The following is a 21,366-nucleotide window of genomic DNA, read 5'->3' on the forward strand; positions in this document are numbered from 1 at the left end:
AGTGCTGGATCCACGAAAACTGGGATAAACCGGGCATCGACGGAGGACACTCAGGAGCACATCCGTCTGGGAGGGCCGCTCATGCGTAAACGCCATCAGGTTCTGCTTGCAGTGTCCGCAGCGATCGGGCTGTCTCTGACGCCGATCAATGCGTCGGCAACACCGAGCACGGGAGTACACGGTGAAATTCTCGGGCAGGTGACTTTCGACGGCAAGGACTACATCCTGCGTCAGATCACCATCGACCCCGGCGGTTCCACCGGTTGGCACTTCCACGACGGGACGCTCTACGCACTGATCGCGCAGGGCACGTTGAGCCACTACCGATCCGATTGCTCCGTCGACGGGATCTACAGCGCCGGAGATACTTTGATCGAACCGAGCGGTTCAGATCATGTGCACATCGGAAACAACTCGCAGACAACACCATTGGTACTCGAGGTCGTCTACGTCAATCCGGCGGGCAGCCCCCTCTCCGAAGATGCTGCGCCTCCCAACTGCCAACTACCCGGCTGACGGCGCCGAAGCGGTAAACCGCACCGGCATCGATTCGAGACCGGACACGAAGTTGGCGGCACGCCGCTGCAACGGCGCGTCGGTGGCAAGTGCCATTCCCGGCAGCCTGGCGAAGAGTTGCTCGAACATGATCCGTCCCTCGAGCCTGGCCAGCTGATTACCCAAACAGAAATGCGTTCCGAAGCCGAAGGCCACGTGTGGATTCGGTGTGCGGCCGGTATCGAACCGTTCGGCGTTCAGGAACACGGACTCGTCGAAATTCGCCGATTCGAAGAGCAGCAGCATCTTCTCACCTGCCTTCAACTGCGCACCGAAGAAATCGGTATCACGGGTCAGAGTTCGAGCCATGTTCTTGATCGGCGAGGACCACCGCAACATCTCCTCCATTGCCAAGGGAATGGCATCGGGATCGTCGGCCAGCGCTCGATGCTGGTCCGGATGGCGCAGCAGCTGCTCCATGCCGCCGCTCAGGACGTGCCGTGTGGTCTCGTCACCGCCGATGAGTATCAGTAGGGACTCGTTGACGATTTCCTGATCGGAGAGGGCCTCGCCGTCAACCGCACTGTGAATCAATGTGCTCACCAAATCGTCGGCCGGCTCGCTCCTCCGCTCGGCAATGGTTCGCATCATGTACGCGGTGAAGTCGACATACGCAGCCATCATGGCCTGCAGTTGCTCCTGGGAAGCGTTGCTTCCCAATGCCTTCACCAGATCATCCGACCACCGCAGAAACAACGCGCGTTCCTCGGGACGGACACCCAACATGTCGCCGATGACGGCCATGGGAAGCGGTGCCGCCAGGTCTGCGACGAAGTCGGCTTCTCCTTTCTCACAGACGGCGTCGATCAGTTGATCGCAGATCTCCCGGATACGGCCGGCCTTGGCTTCGACCTTCTTACGTGTGAAACCCGCGTTGACCAAGCGTCGACGCGTGAGGTGCTGCGGGTCGTCCATGTCGATCATCTGCGGCAACGGACCCGTTTCGGGGCGGATGCCGCCGGCGTTGGAGAACAGTTCGGGATCCCGCTCGGCTGCGACGACGGCGTCGTAGCTCGCGGCCGCGGTGATTCCGTTGGCGTCGTCTCGGTACACGGGCTCGTGATCACGCATCCAGGCGTATGCGTCGCGCACATTCCCGAGGTCTCCGCTGTAGAAGCGTCCGTCGATCAAATCGAAGGTCGGTCTGGTAGCCATCACTCCACCTCTCGCACAACCCTTGCCACAATAAGTAGAACCTGTTCCTATATAGCGTGGGGCGTTTTCACCGAAGCCGAACCGGAAAACCTCCAGAATCAGCACGCGAGCCCGCCGGAGCAACGACCAGGAGACACACATGGACGACGACACCGCCTCAGCGGGCATACCCACTTTCACCGGCACATCGATACTGGTGACCGGCGGCGGTAGTGGCATCGGTCTGGGCATCGCTCGTTCGCTGGTTGCGTCTGGCGCTCACGTCACGATCTGCGGACGCAACAAGGAGAAACTCGAAGCTGCCGCCGAATCGATCCGGCAGTCGAGTCCGGAAGGATCGGTCAGCGTCTCCCCTACCGACGTCACGATCGAGGCAGACGTCGTCGCCGCTGTTGCCGCGGCGGTCTCCGTCACCGGAAAGCTCGACGGAGTCGTGGCCTGCGCCGGCGGGAACGAAACCATCGCACCGGTCACGCAACTCGACGTCGACGCGTGGCGCCGCACCGTCGACCTCAACGTCACGGGGACCATGCTGACGATCAAGCACGGCGCCCGGGCGCTGGTGGCAGGAGGCGGTGGATCCATCGTCGCGATCTCGTCGATCGCCAGCAGCAACACACATCGCTGGTTCGGCGCGTACGGCGTCTCGAAATCCGGCGTCGACCACCTGGTGCAATTGGCGGCAGACGAACTGGGCGCCAGCAACATTCGTGTCAACGCGATCCGCCCAGGGCTGACCCGAACGGATCTGGTCGCGCTCATCACCGACGGTGGCCCGATCCTGGACGACTACCTGGCCAACACGCCGCTCGAACGCGTCGGCGAGGTCGAGGACGTCGCCGGACTCGCTTCCTTCCTACTCGGACCGCAATCCACCTGGATCACCGGGCAGATCATCAACGTCGACGGAGGCCAAATGCTGCGCCGCGGACCGGATTTCCGCTCGATGCTCGAACCCGTCTACGGATCCGACGGACTCCGCGGGGTGGTCGCGCCATGAGCTACACGATTCTGGGCAAGAAGGTCGAGATGCCCGTCGAAGTTCGCACCGCGTCGGCCTTCATGGCGTTGTACTCGGTACCCAGCGCAACGGCGCAGTCGATCATCGATTACACCGGCTTGACCGTGCTCCAGTACCGTCCCGGCCGGGCGCTGTGCGGCCTGGTTTTTGTCGACTACATCGATGGGGATCTGGGGCCGTACAACGAATTCGGGGTGACGTACATGGTGCGTAGCCACACTGCGCCTCCCGAAACCTCGGTGCTGGGAGATCTACGTTCGCTCGCTGCCGGAACTGCAGGGGCACTCATTCACGAGTTGCCGGTGGACGGAGAGTTCACCAAGGCCGCCGGCCGGGAAATCTGGGGATTCCCGAAGGTGCTCGCCGAGTTCGACACCGAGCACGTCGGCTCGGTCAAGCGCGGATCCGTCTCGCGCGACGGCAAACTCATCACACAGTTGAGTGTGAAGTCCGGCGTCAGCGTGCCTGGCGGCGGAGCCAACATGTCGTTGGCCGCGTACTCGCATCTCGACGGCGCAACCAGGTGCACGTCGTGGGACATGGCGCCGACCGGCGTCAAATCGCGCCCTGGTGGAGCAGAGGTTCAGCTGGGTAGTCACCCGATGGCGGCGGAGCTTCGGAAACTGGGACTCCCCCGCCGGGCTCTGATGACCACGACCATCAAAAACCTGGCGATGACGTTCGGGGAGGCGACAACGATCTGAGTGTCAGCCGACGGCACCCCTTTCGGTCACGTGTGACTCGGGCTACACTCCTGGACGGTTGACCAACTCGCGTCAGACCGCCCGAAAGGACACTCGTGCAGATCACCCGACGCACCGTACTGGCAGGCGCTGCCGCCGCACCTGCGCTCGCCGCTCTGTCGACGAACCAGGCCGTCGCAGCTCCGCCGGCACGCACCGTTTCACCCGCACGTACCGACAAGTCGTCGTCGTTGCAGGTGGGCGTCGGGATCTCCGATGTGACCGGACCGGTCGCCGAGGTCGGCATGATGGGCTACTCGAGCTTCGACCAACGCGCCGAAGGCCTGCACCAGCGAATGCGCTCACGCGCCTTCATCTTCGAGTCCGGCGGGTCACGGGTCGCCTACGTGTGCGTCGACAATTGCATGATCTTCCAGTCCGTTCACGACGAGGTCCTACGCCGGCTGGCTGGGAAATTCGGCGACATCTACACCGAACGCAACGTCATGTTGACGGCCATCCATTCACACGCGGCATGTGGTGGGGCCTCGCACAACTACGCGTACAACCTCGCAGTTCTCGGCTTCGAACTGCAGGTGTTCGAAGCCGAGGTCAACGGCATGGTCGAGGCGATCAGCGCTGCCCACGAGAACCTGGCGCCGGGCTCCGTCCGTTTCGGACGGTCCGACCTCACCGATGCCAGCGTCAACCGATCGCGAGTGGCGTTCGACCTCAACCCCGAAGAGGACAAGGCCTACTACCCCGGTGGCAACGATCACCACATGCGTGTCATGCGGATCAGTCGGGGCAGCAAGGACATCGGGGCGATCAACTGGTTCGCTACCCACTGCGCCTCGCTCACGAACGAGAACCATCTCATCTCCGGGGACAACAAGGGCGCCGCGGCGTACTTCTGGGAGCACGACGACCGGGGTGAGCGTTACCTCGACGGCGACACCAGCTTCATTGCCGCTTTTCCGCAGACCAACAGCGGCGACATGTCACCGAACCTCTTCCTCGAGCCCGGACGCGGACCGACCGAGGACGAATTCGAGAATGCACGCATCATCGGGCTGCGCCAGGTTGCGGCGGCTCAAACTGCCTTCGGCTCGGCCTCCGAAACCGTCACTGGTGGTGTCGACAGTCGGATCATGTACCTGGACATGGCAAATCAGGTGGTGAGCGGAAGATTCACCCCGGACGGGCGCGAGCACCGCACTGCACCGGCAGCGATCGGTGCGGCAATGAGCGCCGGAAGCGTCGAGGACGGGCCTGCAATTCCGATCTTCCCCGAGGGCACCCGAAACCCCATGATCGACGCCTTGGGCGGCATGGATGCTCCTGTGCCTCAATGGCTTCAGGATGCACAGGCCCCCAAGCTCGTAGTCGTTCCGGTCGGCCTGTTGCCACCGGGCGGATGGGTGCCGAACGTACTGAAGATCCAGATCCTGCGGATCGGCCAGTTCTACATCGTCGGTGGCCCTGCGGAATTCACCATCGTCTCCGGATTACGAGTGCGTCGAACCGTCTCCGAGGAGCTTGGAGTTTCGCTCGAGAACGTCATCTTCCAGGGCTACGCGAACTCGTACTCGAGCTACTGCACCACGCCACAGGAATACGATTCGCAGCAGTACGAGGGCGGCTCGACGATGTTCGGCCGTTACACACTGCCGGCCTATCAACAGGGGTACGCCGCTCTCGCAGCCGCGATGCGCGACGGCACCGAACCGCCTCGCGGCCCCGCGCCGGCCGACCTGTCCGGGTTCCAACCCAGCTTCGGACCTGGCGTCGACTTCGACGAGCCCTTGCCGGGAACACAATTCGGCGATGCGACCGTCCAGCCCGGCGACGGCTCACCGGGTGCGCAGGTTGCCGTCGAGTTCGTCACCGGCCACCCCAAGAACGACACTCACCGAAACGGGACCTTCTACGAGATCCAGCGCAATACCGGCGGATCCTGGACACGGGTCGCCGACGACAACGACTGGTCCACCAAACTGCACTGGCGCCGGGTCGGGAGCAACGGTTCCGTCGTTCGCATCACGTGGGATGTTCCGGCCGATACTCCGGCGGGTACGTATCGAGTCCAACACTTCGGTGCGTCGAAGGCTCGGGGTAGCGGCGCGATTTCGCCCTTCTCCGGGGTGACGTCCGAATTCCGCCTCACCTGACCCGCGTGAACGTATCGCTCCCCTTGTTGGACAAGGGGAGCGATACGTTCACGCGATGGGGTCAGAGCGCAGTGGCCACGTTCAGGCGGCGGTCGGGTGCAGCGAGGTGCTCGACGTCGACTGCTCTGACGCTGCCGGGCGGTCGATCTTCGCCGCGACGATCAGGACCAGCAGACCGGCGACGGTGACCGCCGCCCCCATCCAGATCGGGGAGGTGAAGCCGAGTCCCGCGGCGATGGTGATTCCGCCCAGCCATGCCCCGAGCGCGTTGCCGACGTTGAAGGCGGCAATATTTGCACCCGACGCCATGGTCGGTGCGGCCGACGCGTAGTTCATGATCCGCATCTGCAACCCGGGTACCGTCGCAAAACCGAAGGCGCCCATGAAGAACAGTGAGATCACGGTCATGACCTTGCTCTCGGCGGTGGCGGCGAACACGATCAGAACGACGGTCAGGATCGCGAGAATCCAGACCAGCGACTTCGTCAGCGAGCGGTCGGCCGCTTTGGCTCCGAGGAAGTTACCGACGAACAGGCCCGAGCCGAAGAGGATGAGCAGCCACGGAACGCTGGACGTCGCGAAGCCGGTGACCTCGGTGAGGGTGAAGGCGATGTAGGTGAAGGCTCCGAACATTCCGCCGTAGCCGAGGATGGTGATGGCGATCGAGAGCCATACTTGCTTGTTGCGGAATGCCCCCAACTCTCCGCGCAATCCGCCGCCGGTCGTGCTGGCGGGCGTCGTCGGGACGAGTGCTGCAATTCCGATGAGCGCGATGACGCCGATGACGGTGATGGCCCAGAACGTCGAGCGCCATCCGAGTTGCTGGCCCAGCAGAGTGCCGAACGGAACGCCGAGAACGTTGGCGATGGTCAGGCCCGCGAACATCATCGCGATGGCGCCGGCACGCTTGTTGGGCGCGACCATGTCGGCGGCAACCACCGAACCGATCCCGAAGAACGCACCGTGGCACAGTGCCGCGACGATGCGTCCGCCCATCATGACCTCGTAGGAGGGCGCGAGCGCAGACATCAGGTTGCCGATGATGAACAGCACCATGAGCGAGAGAAGGACCTTCTTGCGCTCGAAGCGGGTGACGGCAGCGGTGAGGAGGATCGCGCCGATCGCCACCGACAGTGCGTAGCCCGAGATCAGGTAGCCCGCGACGGACTCGGTGACCTCGAAATCAGCCGAGACCTCGGGCAGGAGGCCCATGATGACAAATTCGGTGAGGCCGATCCCGAACCCGCCCATAGCGAGGGCAATGAGACCCAATGGCATCTCGATGTTCCTTTCACAGATTTACGCGTAAGCCGTTAGCGGGCGTGTGCAGTAGTTGCAGGCGCGCTATAAATAGTTGCACGCGCGCGCTACATGCGCAAGCTGGTAACCTGGAGTCGCAGGAAACGGACAAGGAGAATCACATGGGGATCGCCGACGACGCCGTCGAAATCCGTTCGCAAGGGTGGCGCACGCTCGCAGCACTGCACGGCGCCCTCGACACCGAACTGGAACGCGCGCTCCAGCGTGAGCACAAACTGTCCGTCGTCGAATACACCGTGCTCGACGCTTTGAGCCGCCAGGACGGCTGGCACATGCGGATGGCCCAGTTGGCTCGCGCTGCCGCACTGAGCAGCAGCGCCACGACGCGCTTGGTCAATCGACTCGAAGATCGAGGACTACTGACGCGCATCCTGTGCGCCGACGACCGCCGAGGCATCTACACCGAACTGACGCCGGCCGGCCGCGAGCTTCTCGAAAGCGCACGGCCGACGCACGACGCCACCCTCGAGGCCGCACTCGACGAGGCATGCAAAACACCCGAACTCGCGCCACTGGTGCGCGCGCTCCACGAATTACCCGTCGGCTAGAAGTCTGCCGGAAGCAGGGCACGCTCCTCGATGCCCGAGACCACCTGAGCGACAAACACACTCGCATCGACGACCGCCCGCCCACCACGCGCAGGGACCAGAACGTCGACGGTGCCGCCGTGCACCTCGTTGTCCCCGATCACCGCGATGTACGGGTCACGGTGAGTGCGTGCCTCGCGGATGCGACGTCCCAACGATCCGTCAGGCGCGATCGCCACTCGAACATCGCAAGCCTCGAGATCGGCCCGCAAGCGCTCGGCCTCAACCTGGTGCCGGTCGCCGACAGGCAGGATCGAGACTTGGTTGGGTGCCAGCCACGGCGGCATCCGCCCTTCGAATCTTTCGATCAAAAGCGCAGTCATGCGTTCCATCGACCCGAGCAAGCCCCGATGGATCATGACGGGGCGAGCCTTGGATCCGTCCTCAGCGGTGTACTCGAGGTCGAACCGCTCCGGTTGATTGAAGTCGAGTTGCACGGTCGAGAGTGTTTCCTCGCGGCCGTGCGCGTCTCGCACCTGGACGTCGATCTTGGGACCGTAGAACGCTGCCTCCCCCTTCGCTTGCACGTACTCGATCGAGCGTGCATTCAGCGCCCCGCGAAGGTGATCCTCGGCGTCCGCCCACTGCTCGTCGGTGCCGAGGTACTGCCCCTCTCCCCCTCTGATCGAGAGTCGGTACCCCCGTTCGGCAATCCCCAGAGTCGAGTAGCAGCGCTCGATCGCGTCGAGCGCGACGATCACTTCCGCTTGCACTTGTTCACGACTACAGAAGACATGTGCGTCGTCGAGATTGATCTGTCGGACTCGACTCAATCCGCTGAGAACTCCGGAGAGTTCGCTACGGAACATCGAGCCGAGTTCACGAACACGGAAAGGTAGCTCGCGATAACTACGACCGCGAGCGGCGAATACCTGAGCGTGATGAGGACAGTTAGCCGGACGAAGGAGAAATGACTCTCCGCCTATCTTCATTTCGGGGAACATGTCTTCCGAGAACTTGGACCAATGACCAGATCTCTCGTACAACTCTTTCTTCGCCATAACCGGGGTATAGACACCCTGACAACCGGAGCGCGCTGCTTGTTCGGCGGCGAACTTTTCGAGTTCGTTCCTGATGACGGCGCCGTCCGGTAACCAGAGCGGAAGGCCGGCTCCGACTATGGAGGTGGTGGCGAAAAACTCCAGGTCGCGCCCGAGTTCGCGGTGGTCAACGCTCATGAGAGCTCTCCAAATCGTTCAAGGGGAGACGCACACGGAGCGATGAAACAGGAAAGCCCCGGGGCGATAACTCCCGGGGCTGAAAGGGTTCGGTCAGCAGTTGCTAAACGATGCGCCGGAAGAGAACCGGCGTCGTCGTGTTGTGCGCAATACTGACCATGTACGTGAGGTTACATCAACTTCCTACCCACCTACAGCCCGAATTGTCGGGCCTCTATGCTGACGCAACTGGGAAGGCGCAGCAGTAGCCAACGAAACACCCACGAAGAGCGAAGTTTCGGCAATCATGTCCGAACGTGAGGTTCTCGGATATGAGGAGGATGTGCGACGGTGCCGGACCACTTGCTCGAACAGTTGATCACCATTCCTTTGTTCACCGGAATCATCGGGTACATCACCAATTGGTCGGGCGTCCTGATGCTGTTTGCGCCGATCAACTTCCACGGGATCAAAGTGCCCGGCCTCAAACTGCTCTTCCCGTTCCTCCCCCGGCGCGTCCAGGTGATCCCCGCGATCACCAGCGACGGCAGATTCGGTTGGCAAGGCATCGTCCCCTCGCGGGCGGAGAAGATGGCGTCGATCGCCGTCGACAAATCCCTCGCGAAAGTCGGCAGCATCGCCGATTTCTATCGCGTCCTGGACCCGGACAGCATCGCCGAGCACTTGGTGAACATCTCCCGCAGTGAAGTGCGCGGCGTGGTCACCAGAATCATGACGGCCGAGAATCCTCAGCTGTGGCACAACCTTCCGACGTCGGTGAAGGAAGCCGTCTTCCGCAAGGTGGAGGACGATCTGCCGGCCAGCGTGCGCATGATCACCGACCGCATCGAAGAGGACATCGACGAGTTCATCGACGCGAAGCTGATGGTGATCCGCTACCTCTCCTCGCATCCCAAACTGCTCAACGACATCTTCCGCACGATGGGCAACAAAGAGCTCAGGTTCATGCAGAACTTCGGCTTCTACTTCGGGTTCCCGATGGGCTTCGTGCTCGTCGGAATCCTCCATCTGGTTCCGCAGTGGTGGGTGCTTCCCATCGGTGGCGTGATCATCGGGTACATCGTGAACTACCTCGGAATCACGATGATCTTCGAACCGATCACCCCCAGCCGTTGGGTGCCGTGGCGGCAGGGACTTTTCCTGAAACGTCGCACCGAGATCATCGCCGGGTACGCAAAAACCCTGGCCGATCACGTCGTGACGCTCGAGAACATCGGCACCGAACTCCTCGAAGGTCCCCGCTCGGACCGAACGCGGCGGATGCTCGATCAGGTACTGCGCGAATCCGTCGACGACGCCGCCGGCTGGGCAAAGTCGGTGGTCAAGATGACCGTCGGTTCGCAGAGCTACAAGCGTCTGCCCGGCCTGGCCACCACCGAAGTGCTCGATCTGTACCCAAGGGTCTTCGAGGACGCGGAGTTCGCCGAGAGCCAGTCGGAGAAGATTCGTGTCTTCGTCACCGAACGCATGAGCATCCTTTCACCGGAAGATTTCAGTGAACTACTACGCTCAGCCGTCAAACAGGACGAGTGGCTGTTGTTCGTACACGGGGCCGTGCTGGGCTCGTTTGCCGGTTTCCTGCACCTCGCAATATTCGGAGTATGAGTCGGAGTATGAGTATGAGTGAGCACGACCATCGCCTGATCGTCGAAGCGGAATCGTACGACTGGGCTGCGGACATCGCGCCGGTCGAATCCGTGGAAAAGCGTCTGATCCGCAGCCTTGTCGGGCTGACTGCCACGACGACGCTCACGTCGATCAAGCTGACGGGTTGGGCTTTCGGGACGGCGAAGGAGGCGACGCGGCAGATCGTTCAGGCTGCCGCCGAAGCCGCGGCAGAGGCCGCTGAATCGGCCAATGTTCAATCCGAACGTCGGGCCGAGAACTCCAACGGAGACGGCTCGCGGACCGACAACCTACGGGCAGCAATGGCAACTCGAACCAATCGCAAACAGAGTGTCGAAGCCACTCTCGCGGCGCTGCGGGCACGCGGCGACAGGTTGCTGGACCGTTCCGCGGACGTGACCGATCGCGACGATCTGCACCCGGCCTACGACCGGATCCTTGACGAGATCGCGCCGGACGAAGCTCGAATTCTTCGGTTGCTGGCCACTTCAGGTGCGCAACCGAGCGTGGACGTACGTACGGCGCGGCCGTTCGGCGTCGGCTCGGAGATGATCGACGAGGGGCTGTCGATGATCGGAGAACTGGCGGGATGTCGCCATCTGGACCGCATCAGCGCGTACCTGAACAACCTGCATCGGCTCGGTTTGGTGGCGTTCTCACGCGAGCCCGTCGAGGCCGACCGGTACCAGGTGGTCGAGGTACAGCCGTCGGTGATCGAGGCGGTCAAGCGAGCCGGACGATCCAACAAGATAGTGCGTCGTAGCATCCTGCTGACGCCGTTCGGTGACGACTTCTGTCATACCTGTTTTTCTCTGTAGGGCCTCCGGCCCCGTGAGTGGTTAAGGAGCCCCTGGACTCCTTAACCACTCACGGGGTTGCCACTACAGCCAGGTATCTTCTGTCGTGGTCGTCAGGAACGCTTCCAGATCGTCACGCCAGGTAGCCGGAACAGTCTTGTCCGGCTCGATGCCCGTGTACTGCCCGCGATAGAAGAGCAGCGGGCGTTCGGTCTTGATCTCACTCATCGACGACACACGTCCGAAGACGACGTAGTGATCACCGCCGTCGTGGACTGTTTCCACTGTGCAGTCGATGTGGGCAAGCGACTTGTCGATGATCGGCGAGCCCAACGGTGATGGCGTCCAATCGATACCCGCGAACTTGTCCGGCTCACGTGACCCGAAACGAGCACACACCGCCTGCTGTTCCTCCGCCAACACGTTGACGGCGAACTTCCCGGTCCGCTCGATTGCCGCCCACGACCGAGAACCCTTGGTGGGGCAGAACAACACCAAAGGTGGGTCGAGTGACAGGGCAGCGAAAGACTGACACGCGAACCCGACCGGCTCACCGTCGTCGACTGTCGTGATGATGGTGATACCCGTGCAGAATTGCCCGAGAACCGTGCGGAACTGGCGTGGATCGATCGCCTGCTCCGCACTCACCGACGCGTCGGGCGAACTCACGGCTTCATTCCCACCGTGAAGTCGTGACCCCACAGGCTCACGGCCGTGCTTTCCCTCGCGATCCAGTTTTCGTCCTCGACCTCTAGCCCCTCACAACCGAATTCGATGTCGAACCCGCCCGGAGTCTTCATGTAGAACGAGAGCATCTCGTCGTTGACGTGGCGACCGAGAGTCGCCGACATCTTGACCTTCTTGCGCAGTGCCCGGTCGAGGCACAGTCCGACGTCGTCGGAGTTCTCCACCTCGAGCATCAAATGCACGATGCCCGTCGGGTTGGGCAACGGCAGGAACGCCAAGCTGTGGTGACGCGGGTTGCAGCCGAGGAACCTCAGCCACGCCGGGTCGCCGTCCGCGGGCCGGCCGACCATCTGCGGAGGCAGACGCATCGAATCGCGAAGCTTGAATCCGAGTACGTCGCGGTAGAACCGCAGCGAAGCATCGTCGTCGTCGGTGGTGAGCACAACGTGGCCGAGGCCCTGCTCGCCCGTCACGAACCTGTGCCCGTACGGGCTCACGATCCGGCGGTGTTCGAGAGCAGCGCCGTGGAACACCTCGAGGGAGTTGCCCGAGGTGTCCTCGAACGCGATCATCTCGACGACGCGACGGTCCTTGAGCTGCTCCGCCGTGCCTTCCTTGAACGGAACACCGGCTGCCGACAACCTGTCACGGATATCTTGCAGCTCAGCGGCATTCGCGGTTTCCCAACCCGATACGAGCAGACGGTCCGTGTCGTTCGGAACGATGACAAGACGCGCCGGGAAGTCGTCCATACGCAGATACAGCGATTCCGCGTCGACGCCCTTGCCCTCGATCATTCCGAGGATCTTGAGTCCGTATTCGCGCCACGCGGCCATGTCGGTGGCCCCGATGCGCATGTACGCCAGAGATCGAATACCCATCATTTACCTCCGTCGAGCAGGAAGTCGGTTGCGAGCCGGTTGAATTCGTCGAACTTCTCGAGCTGCGCCCAGTGACCGCAACCGCCGAAGACGTGGAGTTGCGCGCGCGGGATCATCTTGAGCGCAACCAGTGCGCCGTCGAGGGGGTTGACCCGATCCTCACGGCCCCAGATCAGCAACACACGCTGTCGAAGCTTGTACGCCTCGCGCCAGAGCATGCCGAGCTCGAAGTCACCGCTGGAGAAGGACTTACCCATCGCCTTGGCCGCAGCCAGCGACTCGGGAGTGCTGGCGGCAGCAAAGCGTTCGTCGACGAGTTCCGACGTGATCAGCTTCTGATCGAAGACCATGATCCGCAAGAATGCTTCGAGGTTCTCACGTGTGGGCTGGTAGCTGAACTTTCCGAGGTTCTTGACGCCCTCGGTGGGGTCCGGCGCAAACAGGTTGACACTCAGACCGCCGGGGCCCATCAGAACGAGGCGACCCGCACGGTCCGGGTAGTCGAGTGCAAAACGAACAGCAGCGCCACCACCGAGCGAATTACCCAGCAGATCAACGCGACCGGTGATCTCGAGCGTATCCAGAAGATCATTGAGCGCCGACGCACTGTGCACGAAGTACTGCGGATGCTCCGTCGGCTTGTCGGACTGCCCGTAACCGGGCTGATCGACGGCGATGACGTGAAAGTTCTTCGCCAACACCGGAATGTTGCGGGCGAAGTTCGACCACGACGACGCGCCTGGGCCACCGCCGTGCAGCAGCACGATGGTCTTGTCGTTTCCGACGCCTGCCTCGTGGAAGTGCAGTTTCAGATCGGGGCGCACTTGCGCGAACCGCGAAGTGGACTCGTAGGTGAGAGCTTCTTCGGTGGTTGTCACTGAGCCTCCTCTAGACCATCGTGTCGGTGATCGGCAGACCGAATTCGCCGGTTCCGAACATGACGTATGCGCGTTCGGGATCGTTCGCGGCGTGGACGCGACCAGCGTGGGCGTCGCGCCAGAAACGCTGAATCGGAGTGCCGTTCTGCAGCGCCGTGGCACCGGAGTTCTCGAAGAGCTTGTCGATCGAGGCGATCGCACGGCCAGTGGCGCGCACCTGGTCGCGTCGAGCGCGCAGTCGCAGTTCCATCGGAACCTCTTCGCCTGCAAGGATCAACGCGTACTCGTCGGCGACGTTGCCGGAGAGCTGACGCCACGCGGCATCGATGTCACTGGACGCCTCGGCGATACGCACCTTGGCGAACGGATCGTCCTTCGACTTCTCGCCGGCGAACGCAGCACGAACACGCTTGCCTTGATGCTCGACGTGCGCTTCGTAGGCGCCGTAAGCCATTCCGACGATCGGCGCCGAGATCGTGGTGGGGTGAATGGTTCCCCACGGCATCTTGTAGACCGGCGCGGTGTTCTTCTCGAGGCCCGGGGCGGTCAATTCGCTCATCGCCCGGAAGCTCAGAACGCGATGCTTGGGAACAAAAACATCCTTGACCACAACGGTATTGGAGCCGGTTCCACGCAGGCCGACCACATTCCACACGTCGTCGATCTGGTAGTCCTCGCGAGGAATCAGGTAGCTCACGAAATCGACTGCGCGGCCGTCCTTGAACACCGGACCACCGAGAACGGCCCAGCTGGCATGGTCGCAACCCGAGGACCACGCCCACGCACCGTTGACCTTGTATCCGCCCTCGACTACTTCACCCATACCCATCGGAGCGTAAGAGGACGAGATGCGCACGTCAGTGTCGTTGCCCCACACGTCTTCCTGCGCCTGCTGAGAGAAGAGGGCGAGGTGCCAGTTGTGTACCCCGATGATCGAGGAGACCCACCCTGTGGAACCGCACGCGCTGGCGATCTTCTTGACTGCGGAGTAGAACAGCACCGGATCGGCTTCGTACCCGCCCCACTGCTTCGGCTGCAGCAAGCGGAAGAAGCCTGTTTCCTGGAGTCCCTTGATGGACTCGTCGGGGATACGACGCAGATCCTCGGTCTCCTGTGCGCGCTCGCGCAGTGCCGGCAGTAGTGCGTCGAGCCTCTGCATCACCTCGTGGCTGTCATGGTTACCCACTTCGACGCTCCCGTCTTCCTCGATCGGTTGGTTCACTTACACTTGAGACTAGAACACGTTCTCTTTTCTGTCGAGACGCTGACAAAGGTCCCGTTTGTGGCCGCAATGCTGTAACAAGTGCCCCCAAAATCTGGCGGAACCGGATCGAGTTCTATAACGTGTTCTACTAACAGCTAGAAGGGATGTGAGGTCACAATGGCGCAGATTCGCGAGATCGACGTCGGAACGGTGCAAACGCGTTTCGCCCGCGGTTGGCACTGCCTGGGTCTACTGAAGACCTTCAAGGACGGCAAATCGCACGCGATCGAGGCTTTCGGTACGAAGCTCGTGGTGTTCGCCGACAGCAAGGGCGACATCAAAGTTCTCGACGGATACTGCCGTCACATGGGCGGTGACCTCACACAAGGCGAGGTCAAGGGTGATTCCATCGCCTGCCCCTTCCACGACTGGCGCTGGGGCGGCAACGGAAAGTGCACCGGCATTCCTTATGCCCGCCGCGTGCCTCCGCTCGCACGCACCCGCGCGTGGACGACCCTCGAGCAGAACGGTCAGCTCTTCGTCTGGAACGACCCCGAGGGCAATCCGCCGCCCGAGGAGATCGTGATTCCTCGTATCGAGGGTGCGTACAGCGACGAATGGACCGACTGGACCTGGAACTCCATGGTCATCGAGGGGTCCAACTGCCGCGAGATCATCGACAACGTGGTCGACATGGCGCACTTCTACTACATCCACTACGCCTTCCCGACGTACTTCAAGAACGTCTTCGAAGGTGAGATCGCCACTCAGTACCTCAACACCACCGGCCGTCCCGACATCGGAATGGCCTCCCAGTACGGCGGCGACACGCTTCTTCGCTCCGAAGCTGCGTATTACGGACCGTCGTACATGGTCAATCCCCTGTGGAACAGCTACAGCGGATACGAGGTCGAGAGTGTTCTGATCAACTGCCACTACCCGATCAGCCCGGACTCGTTCGTGCTGCAGTGGGGCGTGACGGTCAAGAAGCCGACGGGTGTCTCCGACGAGATGGCCGACAAGTTGGCCGGCAAGTTCACCGAGGGCATCAGCGAGGGCTTCCTGCAAGACGTCGCGATCTGGAAGAACAAGACCAAGATCGAGAATCCCCTTCTCTGCGAAGAAGACGGCCCCGTCTACCAGCTACGACGCTGGTACGAGCAGTTCTACGTGGACAAGGCCGACGTCACCGAGAAGATGACGCAGCGCTTCGAGTTCGAGGTGGACACCACCAAGGCAAACGAGGCCTGGCACGCCGAGGTCGAGGAAAACCTCGCACGCCAGAAGGCCGAGAAGGAAGCTGCAGCAGAAGCGGCAAAGAAGGAAGCAGAGGTCTAATCGTGAGCGCCTCGATCGGAACCGACGCACGGTGGGCTCGTTGGGCCAAGGCACCGGACTTTGCCGGGCAGACGGAACGACTCGAGGCGATCGCGGCCCAGACGATCGAGGACAAGCACGAATACCTCGACTCGGGTCTGCAGGAAGTCGACTGCAAGGCATGCGGTGCCTGCGTACTTGTTCGCAAGAACACGTACAAGCACACCAGTGTTCAGTGGACTTCCGACCCGGCGCTGCGTTGCCACACCTTCAAAGAGGCAATTGCTTCCGGGCAGTCGACGGCGTTGAAGGACGGCTGCCCGAAACTGCACGACAGCATCGCCGACGCAGTAAGGGACGGCACCATCACGGTGCGTGATCCCGAGGTCAGCTGACCTGACTGTGAAGAACGAGGGCCGACCCACCACGGGTCGGCCCTCGTTTTACGTTCCAGCGACTGCGCGTCCGTCAGGCAGGCGGTCGCACCTTTCGTGCAGCCACCGCGTAGACGTCGCTCGACGTGGTGAGAGAGTTCTTTCCGCTGGCCGCCGGCAGTCCCCCGCGTAGATTCACCGCCCAGTTGAGCGCACCGAGCGGTCCACATCCGCTGGCTCCCGGCGCCGCAAACACAGCATCCGAATGTGGGACTGCCGGGAACACTGCACCGGGGAACTCACCGATAGGTTCCGACGGAGGGTTTCCGGTTGTGGTCAGGTGAAGGTTGATCGGATTCGAAACCGAACCGATGTAGCAATCGTCACCGAGCAACGGATTAGACAGTTTCAATCGAACAGGCATGGTGAGTTCCTGCTCGAGAACCTTCAGATCCGGGACTCCCACCGATTCCACCGTCGCGCTGATCTGAGTCAGTCCCAGCGGAGTATCGATCCCGAGAGCACCTCCGGGTACCGAAATTGGATTGGAATAGACCCCGTTGGACCCGTCCTGCTTGGCGACGAACGTCTCGATGAAACTGTTGTCCGGCTGGGTCGCGTATTTCACGCCGCCCGCAACCTTGAGACTTCCGTCCGGGATCGGCACCGAAAGCGCGCCCAATTTCATGGTCCCTCCGCGAACTACGACGCTGGCGCACGTCGTCACCTCGAGATCCTCGATCGGGCACGTGCCCCAACCGTCGAAGGTCAACGGATCAACCTCTGCCGCACCGGAGGAACCGAGCGATCCGCTGCCGGAAGACCCTGACGATGATTCGTCGGCGATTGCCACACCTGCACCGGCCATGACAAATGTTGCAACTAGCGCAACTGTCGACATCACTCGAGACTTATTGCGACTCTTCATCTTCGAAACCCTCCACCGTTGACGGAATCTGACGAGAGCCGCCCACGGGCTGCACCTCGACGCACGTCCGGCACGCTACCGAGAAGCGGGACTTGGATTCACACATATCGGCGAAACTTCCCACCAAAGAACTACGGCGATCAGTCTCGATCGAACTTCCGTCCTAGCTCGGAAACCGTATCGATCCTGTCGGCTCAGTTCGGTTCGACTGTGCCCGAACCGATGACCTGATCGAGGAACGGCCCGAACATCTCCCCCAGGTTCTCGGCGATCTGATCTGGAGTACCGAAGGACAACGTCACGTGACTGATCGCCAGACGCACTATCGTGCTGCCGAACATCTCGGCATGGATGCGGTCGACGTTCGCCCAACTGGTCATGAAGATCTCGGCCAACCTCGCGCTCGCATGTTCGAGCAGCGGAGTCCCGTCGGTGGTGACCAGGCTCAGCAGGTCATGTTGCGGACGAGGACCGACAATACTGACCACCATCGGATCCCGGGCACCGGCGTCGAAGAAGGCACGGAAGGCCGCCGAGACCGCACCCCGGGGGTCCGAATGGTGCAGCGCTACTTCGCGTTCCACCTCTTCGAGGAACTCGTCGACGAAACGGATGAGGTATCCGGACGCCAATCCCTGCCGGGACGTGAACTCCTTGTACAACGTCTGCCGGCTCATACCCGCAGCTTCCGCGATATGCGCCATCGTGATGTCGTTCCACGATTTCTCGGTCAAGAGTTCGCGTGTGGCGTCGAGCGCTGACGCACGGAGGAGTTGACGAGCTGCCTCGTGGTACGGGACACGGGCACGAGCGGTGGACATATCGGGAAGATTTCCATCGCCCGTGCTCGGTGTCAAAACGGTGGACACGCAAGCAACAGAAGTCACGAACTCAGAGCACCGGTAAGGCGACAAGACCCGCCGCAAGTTCGGTCAGATCCCTGTTCGAATCGGCGAGTACGTCGACGCTGATGTCCGGGGAGCGTTCGATAAGGGTTCGGACGGCGCGAATGTCCTTCGGCCGGCCCACGCTCACAGCACCGACGATATTTCCGTCGCGCATGCAGATCGCAGTGAAGTCATAGGAGTCCAAGTCTCCTCGAACAATCACGGTGTCGTCCGCGCCTGGCCAACCAGCTACTTGAATGTTGCGGCCGAATTGGTTCGACCAACTCCATGGGACGGATTCGAAGGGTTCTTCCTTCCCGACGATGGTCTTGGCAACTGCAACTGCGTGGTCCTGCGCAGTGTTCCAGTGCTCACCACGGTGCATGCCGCCGAGAAAACCGTTGGGCACGTTGGCCACATCGCCGATCGCGTACACATCAATGACGGAGGTCCGGAGGTATCGGTCGACCGAAATCCCGTTGTCCACCGCAATACCCGCAGCAGCAGCCACATCGGTATCGGGCAAGGATCCGATTGCGACGACGGCCAAGTCCGCAGTCCACTCACGCCCGTCACGCGCACGTGCGGTGACACCGTCGACACCTGTCGTCAGCGTCTCGAGGTCGACCCCCGTCTGCAAGGCGACGCCGGCCAAGTTGTGCAGCGCGGCGATCTTCTCCGCTATCGACGGTGGAAGCAGCCTGGACAGGGGCAGCGGTTGCGCTTCGAGAACCTGCACACTGCAACCCAAGTCACGTGCCGTTGATGCCACCTCCGATCCGATCAAGCCACCGCCGACCACCAGTAGCGAGGATCCTTCGATCAGCTGGGATTGCAAGCGTCGCATGTCTGCGATATCCCGAAGATAGTGAACGCGCTCGGAATCTTCCGCGGTCAACCGTCGGGACCGTCCACCCGTGGCAAGAATCAGAACGTCGTAGTCGACGCCGTCACCGTCGGCTAAATGTATGGTGCGGGAATCTGTGTCGATTCTCGTGACAGTCACGCCGATCCGAAGGTCGATACCCTGCTCGTTCCAGAAAGTCGACGGCCGCAACCGAACCCGATCGATCGACGCTTTCCCGGACAGTAGTTCCTTCGACAGCGCCGGACGTCGGTACGGCTCCTCCGGTTCGCTGCCGATCAGAATGATGCTGCCGCCGAACCCTTCCTTGCGCAGGGCCTGCGCCGCACCGGAACCGGCGATGCCCGTGCCCACGATCACGACGGTGCGTGTGTCGGGCTCGCTGACCGCTGTCATCAGCGGTCCACCTCCACCATTTCGAAATCGACTTTGGCAGCACCACAATCAGGGCAGGACCAGTCTTCGGGAATCTCGTCCCAGCGAGTACCCGGCTCGATACCGTCATCGGGCCAGCCGATCGCTTCGTCGTATTCGAACCCGCACTGGAGGCAGCGGAACAATTTGTATGTAGTGGCAGTCTCGGACATCGGTTTTCCCTTCGCCGGTGGGTATTTCGATCAGGATTGTGTGACGAGAGTGAAGTCGATCTTCTCGCGGACGCCGCAGTCGGGACAACACCAATCGTCCGGGATACTCGACCACGGCGTGCCAGGCGGAAAGCCCTCTCGCGCAGCGCCTGTCGATTCGGTGTACGTGTAGTCGCAGATCGGGCAGATATAGGCGTTCATGCATTCACCCCGTAGGCCGCGAGGATCTTGGCGCGCTTCTTCGGCGCGATGTTGACCTGAGTGATGTCACCTCGGTAGTGCTCGAGAACGCGGTGGTCCATCACCTTGCGCCACAGGGGCGGGACTGTTGCGAGCATGATCATGCTGGCGTAGCCGCTCGGGAGCTGAGGGGCCTCTTCCATACTGCGAAGCGCCTGGTAGCGACGTGTCGGATTCGCATGATGATCGCTGTGTCGCTGCAGGTGATAGAGAAAGACGTTGGTGCAGATGCGATCACTGTTCCAGCTGTGTGCCGGCGTGCATCGCTCGTACCGTCCGCTTGCGGTTTTCTGACGCAGGAGTCCGTAGTGCTCGAGGTAGTTGATCGCTTCGAGCAGCGAAAACCCGATGAAGGCCTGGATCACGAGGTACGGCGCAATGCCGATCCCGAATACTGCAAGCGCGACACCGAACAGGACTACAGACATGAGCCAGGCATTGAGCACGTCGTTCTTGATGCTCCAGTGTGTGGTGCCCAAACGCTCGAAGCGGGTCTTCTCGAGATGCCAGGCCGACTTCAATCCCCCACCGACGCTGCGCGGCCAGAATCCGTAGAGGGTCTCACCGAAGCGCGAGGTCGCCGGATCTTCCGGAGTCGAGACCCGCACATGGTGGCCACGGTTGTGTTCGAGGTAAAAGTGGCCGTAAGCACTTTGCGCGAGAACGATTTTGGACAACCAGCGCTCGACGCTCTCCTTCTTGTGCCCGAGTTCATGGGCGGTGTTGATGCCGATTCCGGCCGTCACGCCGATCGTCACCGCCAGTCCGATATTGGAGAGAACACTCAGATCCCAACGCGCCCAGATGTAGCAGGACAGGAAGAAGGCCGTGTACTGCAGCGGCAGATAGGCGTAGGTGCACCACCGGTAGAAGCGGTCGTTCTCGAGTTCGTCGATCACCTCGTCGGGCGGATTCTTCCCGTCCTCACCCGCCAGAATGTCGATGACGGGAATGAGAGCAAACGCAATCAGTGGGCCGGTCCACCAGAAGACATTCCATCCGGTGGCGGTAACAAGCCCCACTGCGATGAAAGTTGCCGATGACGGAATCAGCGCCAACAGCCATAAGTAGCGTTTCCGGTCTCTCCAAGTTGCGAGCCGACCATCTGGCTCGGTGTACACCAACGCCGCCATCGAATTCTCCAGTTCTCGTTCGGATCAGTGAGTGCGTCCTGCGCGGCAACCCGCGACACGAACAACATCTATGTATAGAGAGTGGACAAATTGCGGTCTTTTGTCAACGATTTTGAAGGTAAAAGTTTTACAAACATGCTGATTTGTACACGCCGGAAGCTCGGGGAGGGCCAGGTGTCGCCTTCGGAATCCCCGGTCGATCCGCTCGCCAGAGCGCAGTTCTCATCCTTGACGGGCGATCCCCCAGCGCTCCAACCGTGATTGTGTGGTCGAAGTCGGCGCGCACTGCCAC

At 61.7% G+C, this 21,366-nt stretch carries 22 protein-coding genes; 9 read left to right on the forward strand and 13 right to left on the reverse strand.

What is annotated here, in order from left to right; all coding sequences use genetic code 11:
- The first annotated feature begins 81 nt into the window (after positions 1-81).
- A complete protein-coding gene (locus H7C86_RS06345; protein WP_182261261.1) occupies positions 82-516 on the forward strand; it encodes a cupin domain-containing protein in 435 nt (144 codons plus the stop codon).
- Here the strand turns inward: H7C86_RS06345 and H7C86_RS06350 are convergent.
- On the reverse strand, positions 505-1,710 hold the full coding sequence (locus H7C86_RS06350; protein WP_172932262.1) for a cytochrome P450: 1,206 nt from the start codon (positions 1,708-1,710) through the stop codon (positions 505-507). The two genes, H7C86_RS06345 and H7C86_RS06350, sit on opposite strands and share 12 nt — an antisense overlap.
- A gap of 139 nt (positions 1,711-1,849) precedes the next feature.
- On the opposite strand from H7C86_RS06350, the gene H7C86_RS06355 reads away from it, so the two are divergent.
- The 3 genes from H7C86_RS06355 (at position 1,850) to H7C86_RS06365 (ending at position 5,585) form a co-directional block, all read left to right on the forward strand.
- Complete coding sequence (locus H7C86_RS06355) at positions 1,850-2,710, forward strand: SDR family oxidoreductase (RefSeq protein ID WP_019746912.1); 861 nt, start codon at positions 1,850-1,852, stop codon at positions 2,708-2,710.
- Positions 2,707-3,435, forward strand: a complete 729-nt coding sequence (locus tag H7C86_RS06360) for an acetoacetate decarboxylase family protein (protein WP_007734116.1) — start codon at positions 2,707-2,709, stop codon at positions 3,433-3,435. Before H7C86_RS06355 ends, H7C86_RS06360 begins: the two co-directional genes overlap by 4 nt.
- Before the next feature lie 95 nt (positions 3,436-3,530).
- Entirely contained in the window at positions 3,531-5,585 is a 2,055-nt protein-coding gene (locus H7C86_RS06365) for a neutral/alkaline ceramidase (protein WP_182261262.1), read from the forward strand.
- A gap of 81 nt (positions 5,586-5,666) precedes the next feature.
- Here the strand turns inward: H7C86_RS06365 and H7C86_RS06370 are convergent, their stop codons facing one another.
- Entirely contained in the window at positions 5,667-6,863 is a 1,197-nt protein-coding gene (locus tag H7C86_RS06370) for an MFS transporter (RefSeq protein WP_021332391.1), read from the reverse strand.
- A gap of 143 nt (positions 6,864-7,006) precedes the next feature.
- Between H7C86_RS06370 and H7C86_RS06375 the strand changes: the two genes are divergently transcribed.
- Positions 7,007-7,453: a MarR family winged helix-turn-helix transcriptional regulator gene (locus H7C86_RS06375; RefSeq protein WP_003945852.1), complete on the forward strand. Its 447-nt coding sequence runs from the start codon at positions 7,007-7,009 to the stop codon at positions 7,451-7,453.
- On the opposite strand, the gene thrS is transcribed toward H7C86_RS06375, so the two are convergent.
- A complete protein-coding gene (gene thrS / locus H7C86_RS06380) occupies positions 7,450-8,670 on the reverse strand; it encodes a threonine--tRNA ligase (RefSeq protein ID WP_182261263.1) in 1,221 nt (406 codons plus the stop codon). The two genes, H7C86_RS06375 and thrS, sit on opposite strands and share 4 nt — an antisense overlap.
- A 330-nt stretch (positions 8,671-9,000) precedes the next feature.
- Between thrS and H7C86_RS06385 the strand changes: the two genes are divergently transcribed.
- Positions 9,001-10,275, forward strand: coding sequence for a DUF445 domain-containing protein (locus tag H7C86_RS06385; RefSeq protein WP_019746908.1), 1,275 nt, complete (start codon positions 9,001-9,003; stop codon positions 10,273-10,275).
- A gap of 14 nt (positions 10,276-10,289) precedes the next feature.
- The gene (locus H7C86_RS37160) at positions 10,290-11,114 is read left to right on the forward strand and encodes an Abi-alpha family protein (RefSeq protein ID WP_069146975.1); all 825 of its coding nucleotides are present in this window, start codon (positions 10,290-10,292) and stop codon (positions 11,112-11,114) included.
- A gap of 63 nt (positions 11,115-11,177) precedes the next feature.
- On the opposite strand, the gene hsaB is transcribed toward H7C86_RS37160, so the two are convergent.
- Genes hsaB through hsaA form a run of 4 tightly spaced genes read right to left on the reverse strand, consistent with a single transcriptional unit; the run spans position 11,178 to position 14,725 of the window.
- Positions 11,178-11,762, reverse strand: a complete 585-nt coding sequence (gene hsaB, locus H7C86_RS06395) for a 3-hydroxy-9,10-secoandrosta-1,3,5(10)-triene-9,17-dione monooxygenase reductase subunit (protein WP_003945677.1) — start codon at positions 11,760-11,762, stop codon at positions 11,178-11,180.
- Positions 11,759-12,661, reverse strand: coding sequence for an iron-dependent extradiol dioxygenase HsaC (gene hsaC / locus H7C86_RS06400; RefSeq protein WP_003945585.1), 903 nt, complete (start codon positions 12,659-12,661; stop codon positions 11,759-11,761). The genes hsaB and hsaC overlap by 4 nt, the downstream gene beginning before the upstream one ends.
- On the reverse strand, positions 12,661-13,539 hold the full coding sequence (gene hsaD, locus H7C86_RS06405) for a 4,5:9,10-diseco-3-hydroxy-5,9,17-trioxoandrosta-1(10),2-diene-4-oate hydrolase (RefSeq protein ID WP_182261264.1): 879 nt from the start codon (positions 13,537-13,539) through the stop codon (positions 12,661-12,663). The genes hsaC and hsaD overlap by 1 nt, the downstream gene beginning before the upstream one ends.
- Before the next feature lie 10 nt (positions 13,540-13,549).
- Complete coding sequence (gene hsaA / locus H7C86_RS06410) at positions 13,550-14,725, reverse strand: 3-hydroxy-9,10-secoandrosta-1,3,5(10)-triene-9,17-dione monooxygenase oxygenase subunit (protein ID WP_031332838.1); 1,176 nt, start codon at positions 14,723-14,725, stop codon at positions 13,550-13,552.
- Between the two features lie 195 nt (positions 14,726-14,920).
- Between hsaA and H7C86_RS06415 the strand changes: the two genes are divergently transcribed.
- Both H7C86_RS06415 and H7C86_RS06420 read left to right on the forward strand, forming a co-directional pair.
- Positions 14,921-16,081, forward strand: coding sequence for a Rieske 2Fe-2S domain-containing protein (locus H7C86_RS06415; RefSeq protein WP_182261265.1), 1,161 nt, complete (start codon positions 14,921-14,923; stop codon positions 16,079-16,081).
- Between the two features lie 2 nt (positions 16,082-16,083).
- Positions 16,084-16,455 carry a hypothetical protein gene (locus tag H7C86_RS06420; RefSeq protein ID WP_007734099.1) on the forward strand — a complete coding sequence of 124 codons (372 nt, stop codon included), beginning with the start codon at positions 16,084-16,086 and terminating at the stop codon, positions 16,453-16,455.
- A 73-nt stretch (positions 16,456-16,528) separates the two neighbouring features.
- Here H7C86_RS06420 and H7C86_RS06425 read toward each other — a convergent pair whose 3' ends face one another.
- From H7C86_RS06425 to H7C86_RS06450, 6 genes are all read right to left on the reverse strand, one after another.
- Positions 16,529-17,362 carry a hypothetical protein gene (locus H7C86_RS06425; protein ID WP_020968431.1) on the reverse strand — a complete coding sequence of 278 codons (834 nt, stop codon included), beginning with the start codon at positions 17,360-17,362 and terminating at the stop codon, positions 16,529-16,531.
- 194 nt (positions 17,363-17,556) lie between these two features.
- Complete coding sequence (locus H7C86_RS06430) at positions 17,557-18,183, reverse strand: TetR/AcrR family transcriptional regulator (RefSeq protein ID WP_020906152.1); 627 nt, start codon at positions 18,181-18,183, stop codon at positions 17,557-17,559.
- A gap of 70 nt (positions 18,184-18,253) precedes the next feature.
- A complete protein-coding gene (locus H7C86_RS06435; protein ID WP_182261266.1) occupies positions 18,254-19,510 on the reverse strand; it encodes an NAD(P)/FAD-dependent oxidoreductase in 1,257 nt (418 codons plus the stop codon).
- Positions 19,510-19,701 (reverse strand): rubredoxin, encoded by a 192-nt coding sequence (locus H7C86_RS06440; protein WP_060938438.1) that lies wholly within the window; start codon positions 19,699-19,701, stop codon positions 19,510-19,512. Before H7C86_RS06440 ends, H7C86_RS06435 begins: the two co-directional genes overlap by 1 nt.
- A 30-nt stretch (positions 19,702-19,731) precedes the next feature.
- On the reverse strand, positions 19,732-19,902 hold the full coding sequence (locus H7C86_RS06445; RefSeq protein WP_081098331.1) for a rubredoxin: 171 nt from the start codon (positions 19,900-19,902) through the stop codon (positions 19,732-19,734).
- The gene (locus H7C86_RS06450; protein ID WP_003945652.1) at positions 19,899-21,074 is read right to left on the reverse strand and encodes an alkane 1-monooxygenase; all 1,176 of its coding nucleotides are present in this window, start codon (positions 21,072-21,074) and stop codon (positions 19,899-19,901) included. Before H7C86_RS06450 ends, H7C86_RS06445 begins: the two co-directional genes overlap by 4 nt.
- Positions 21,075-21,366: the final 292 nt, after the last annotated feature.

Source organism: Rhodococcus sp. UFZ-B548 (assembly GCF_903819475.1).
GTDB classification, from domain to species: Bacteria; Actinomycetota; Actinomycetes; order Mycobacteriales; family Mycobacteriaceae; genus Rhodococcus_F; species Rhodococcus_F erythropolis.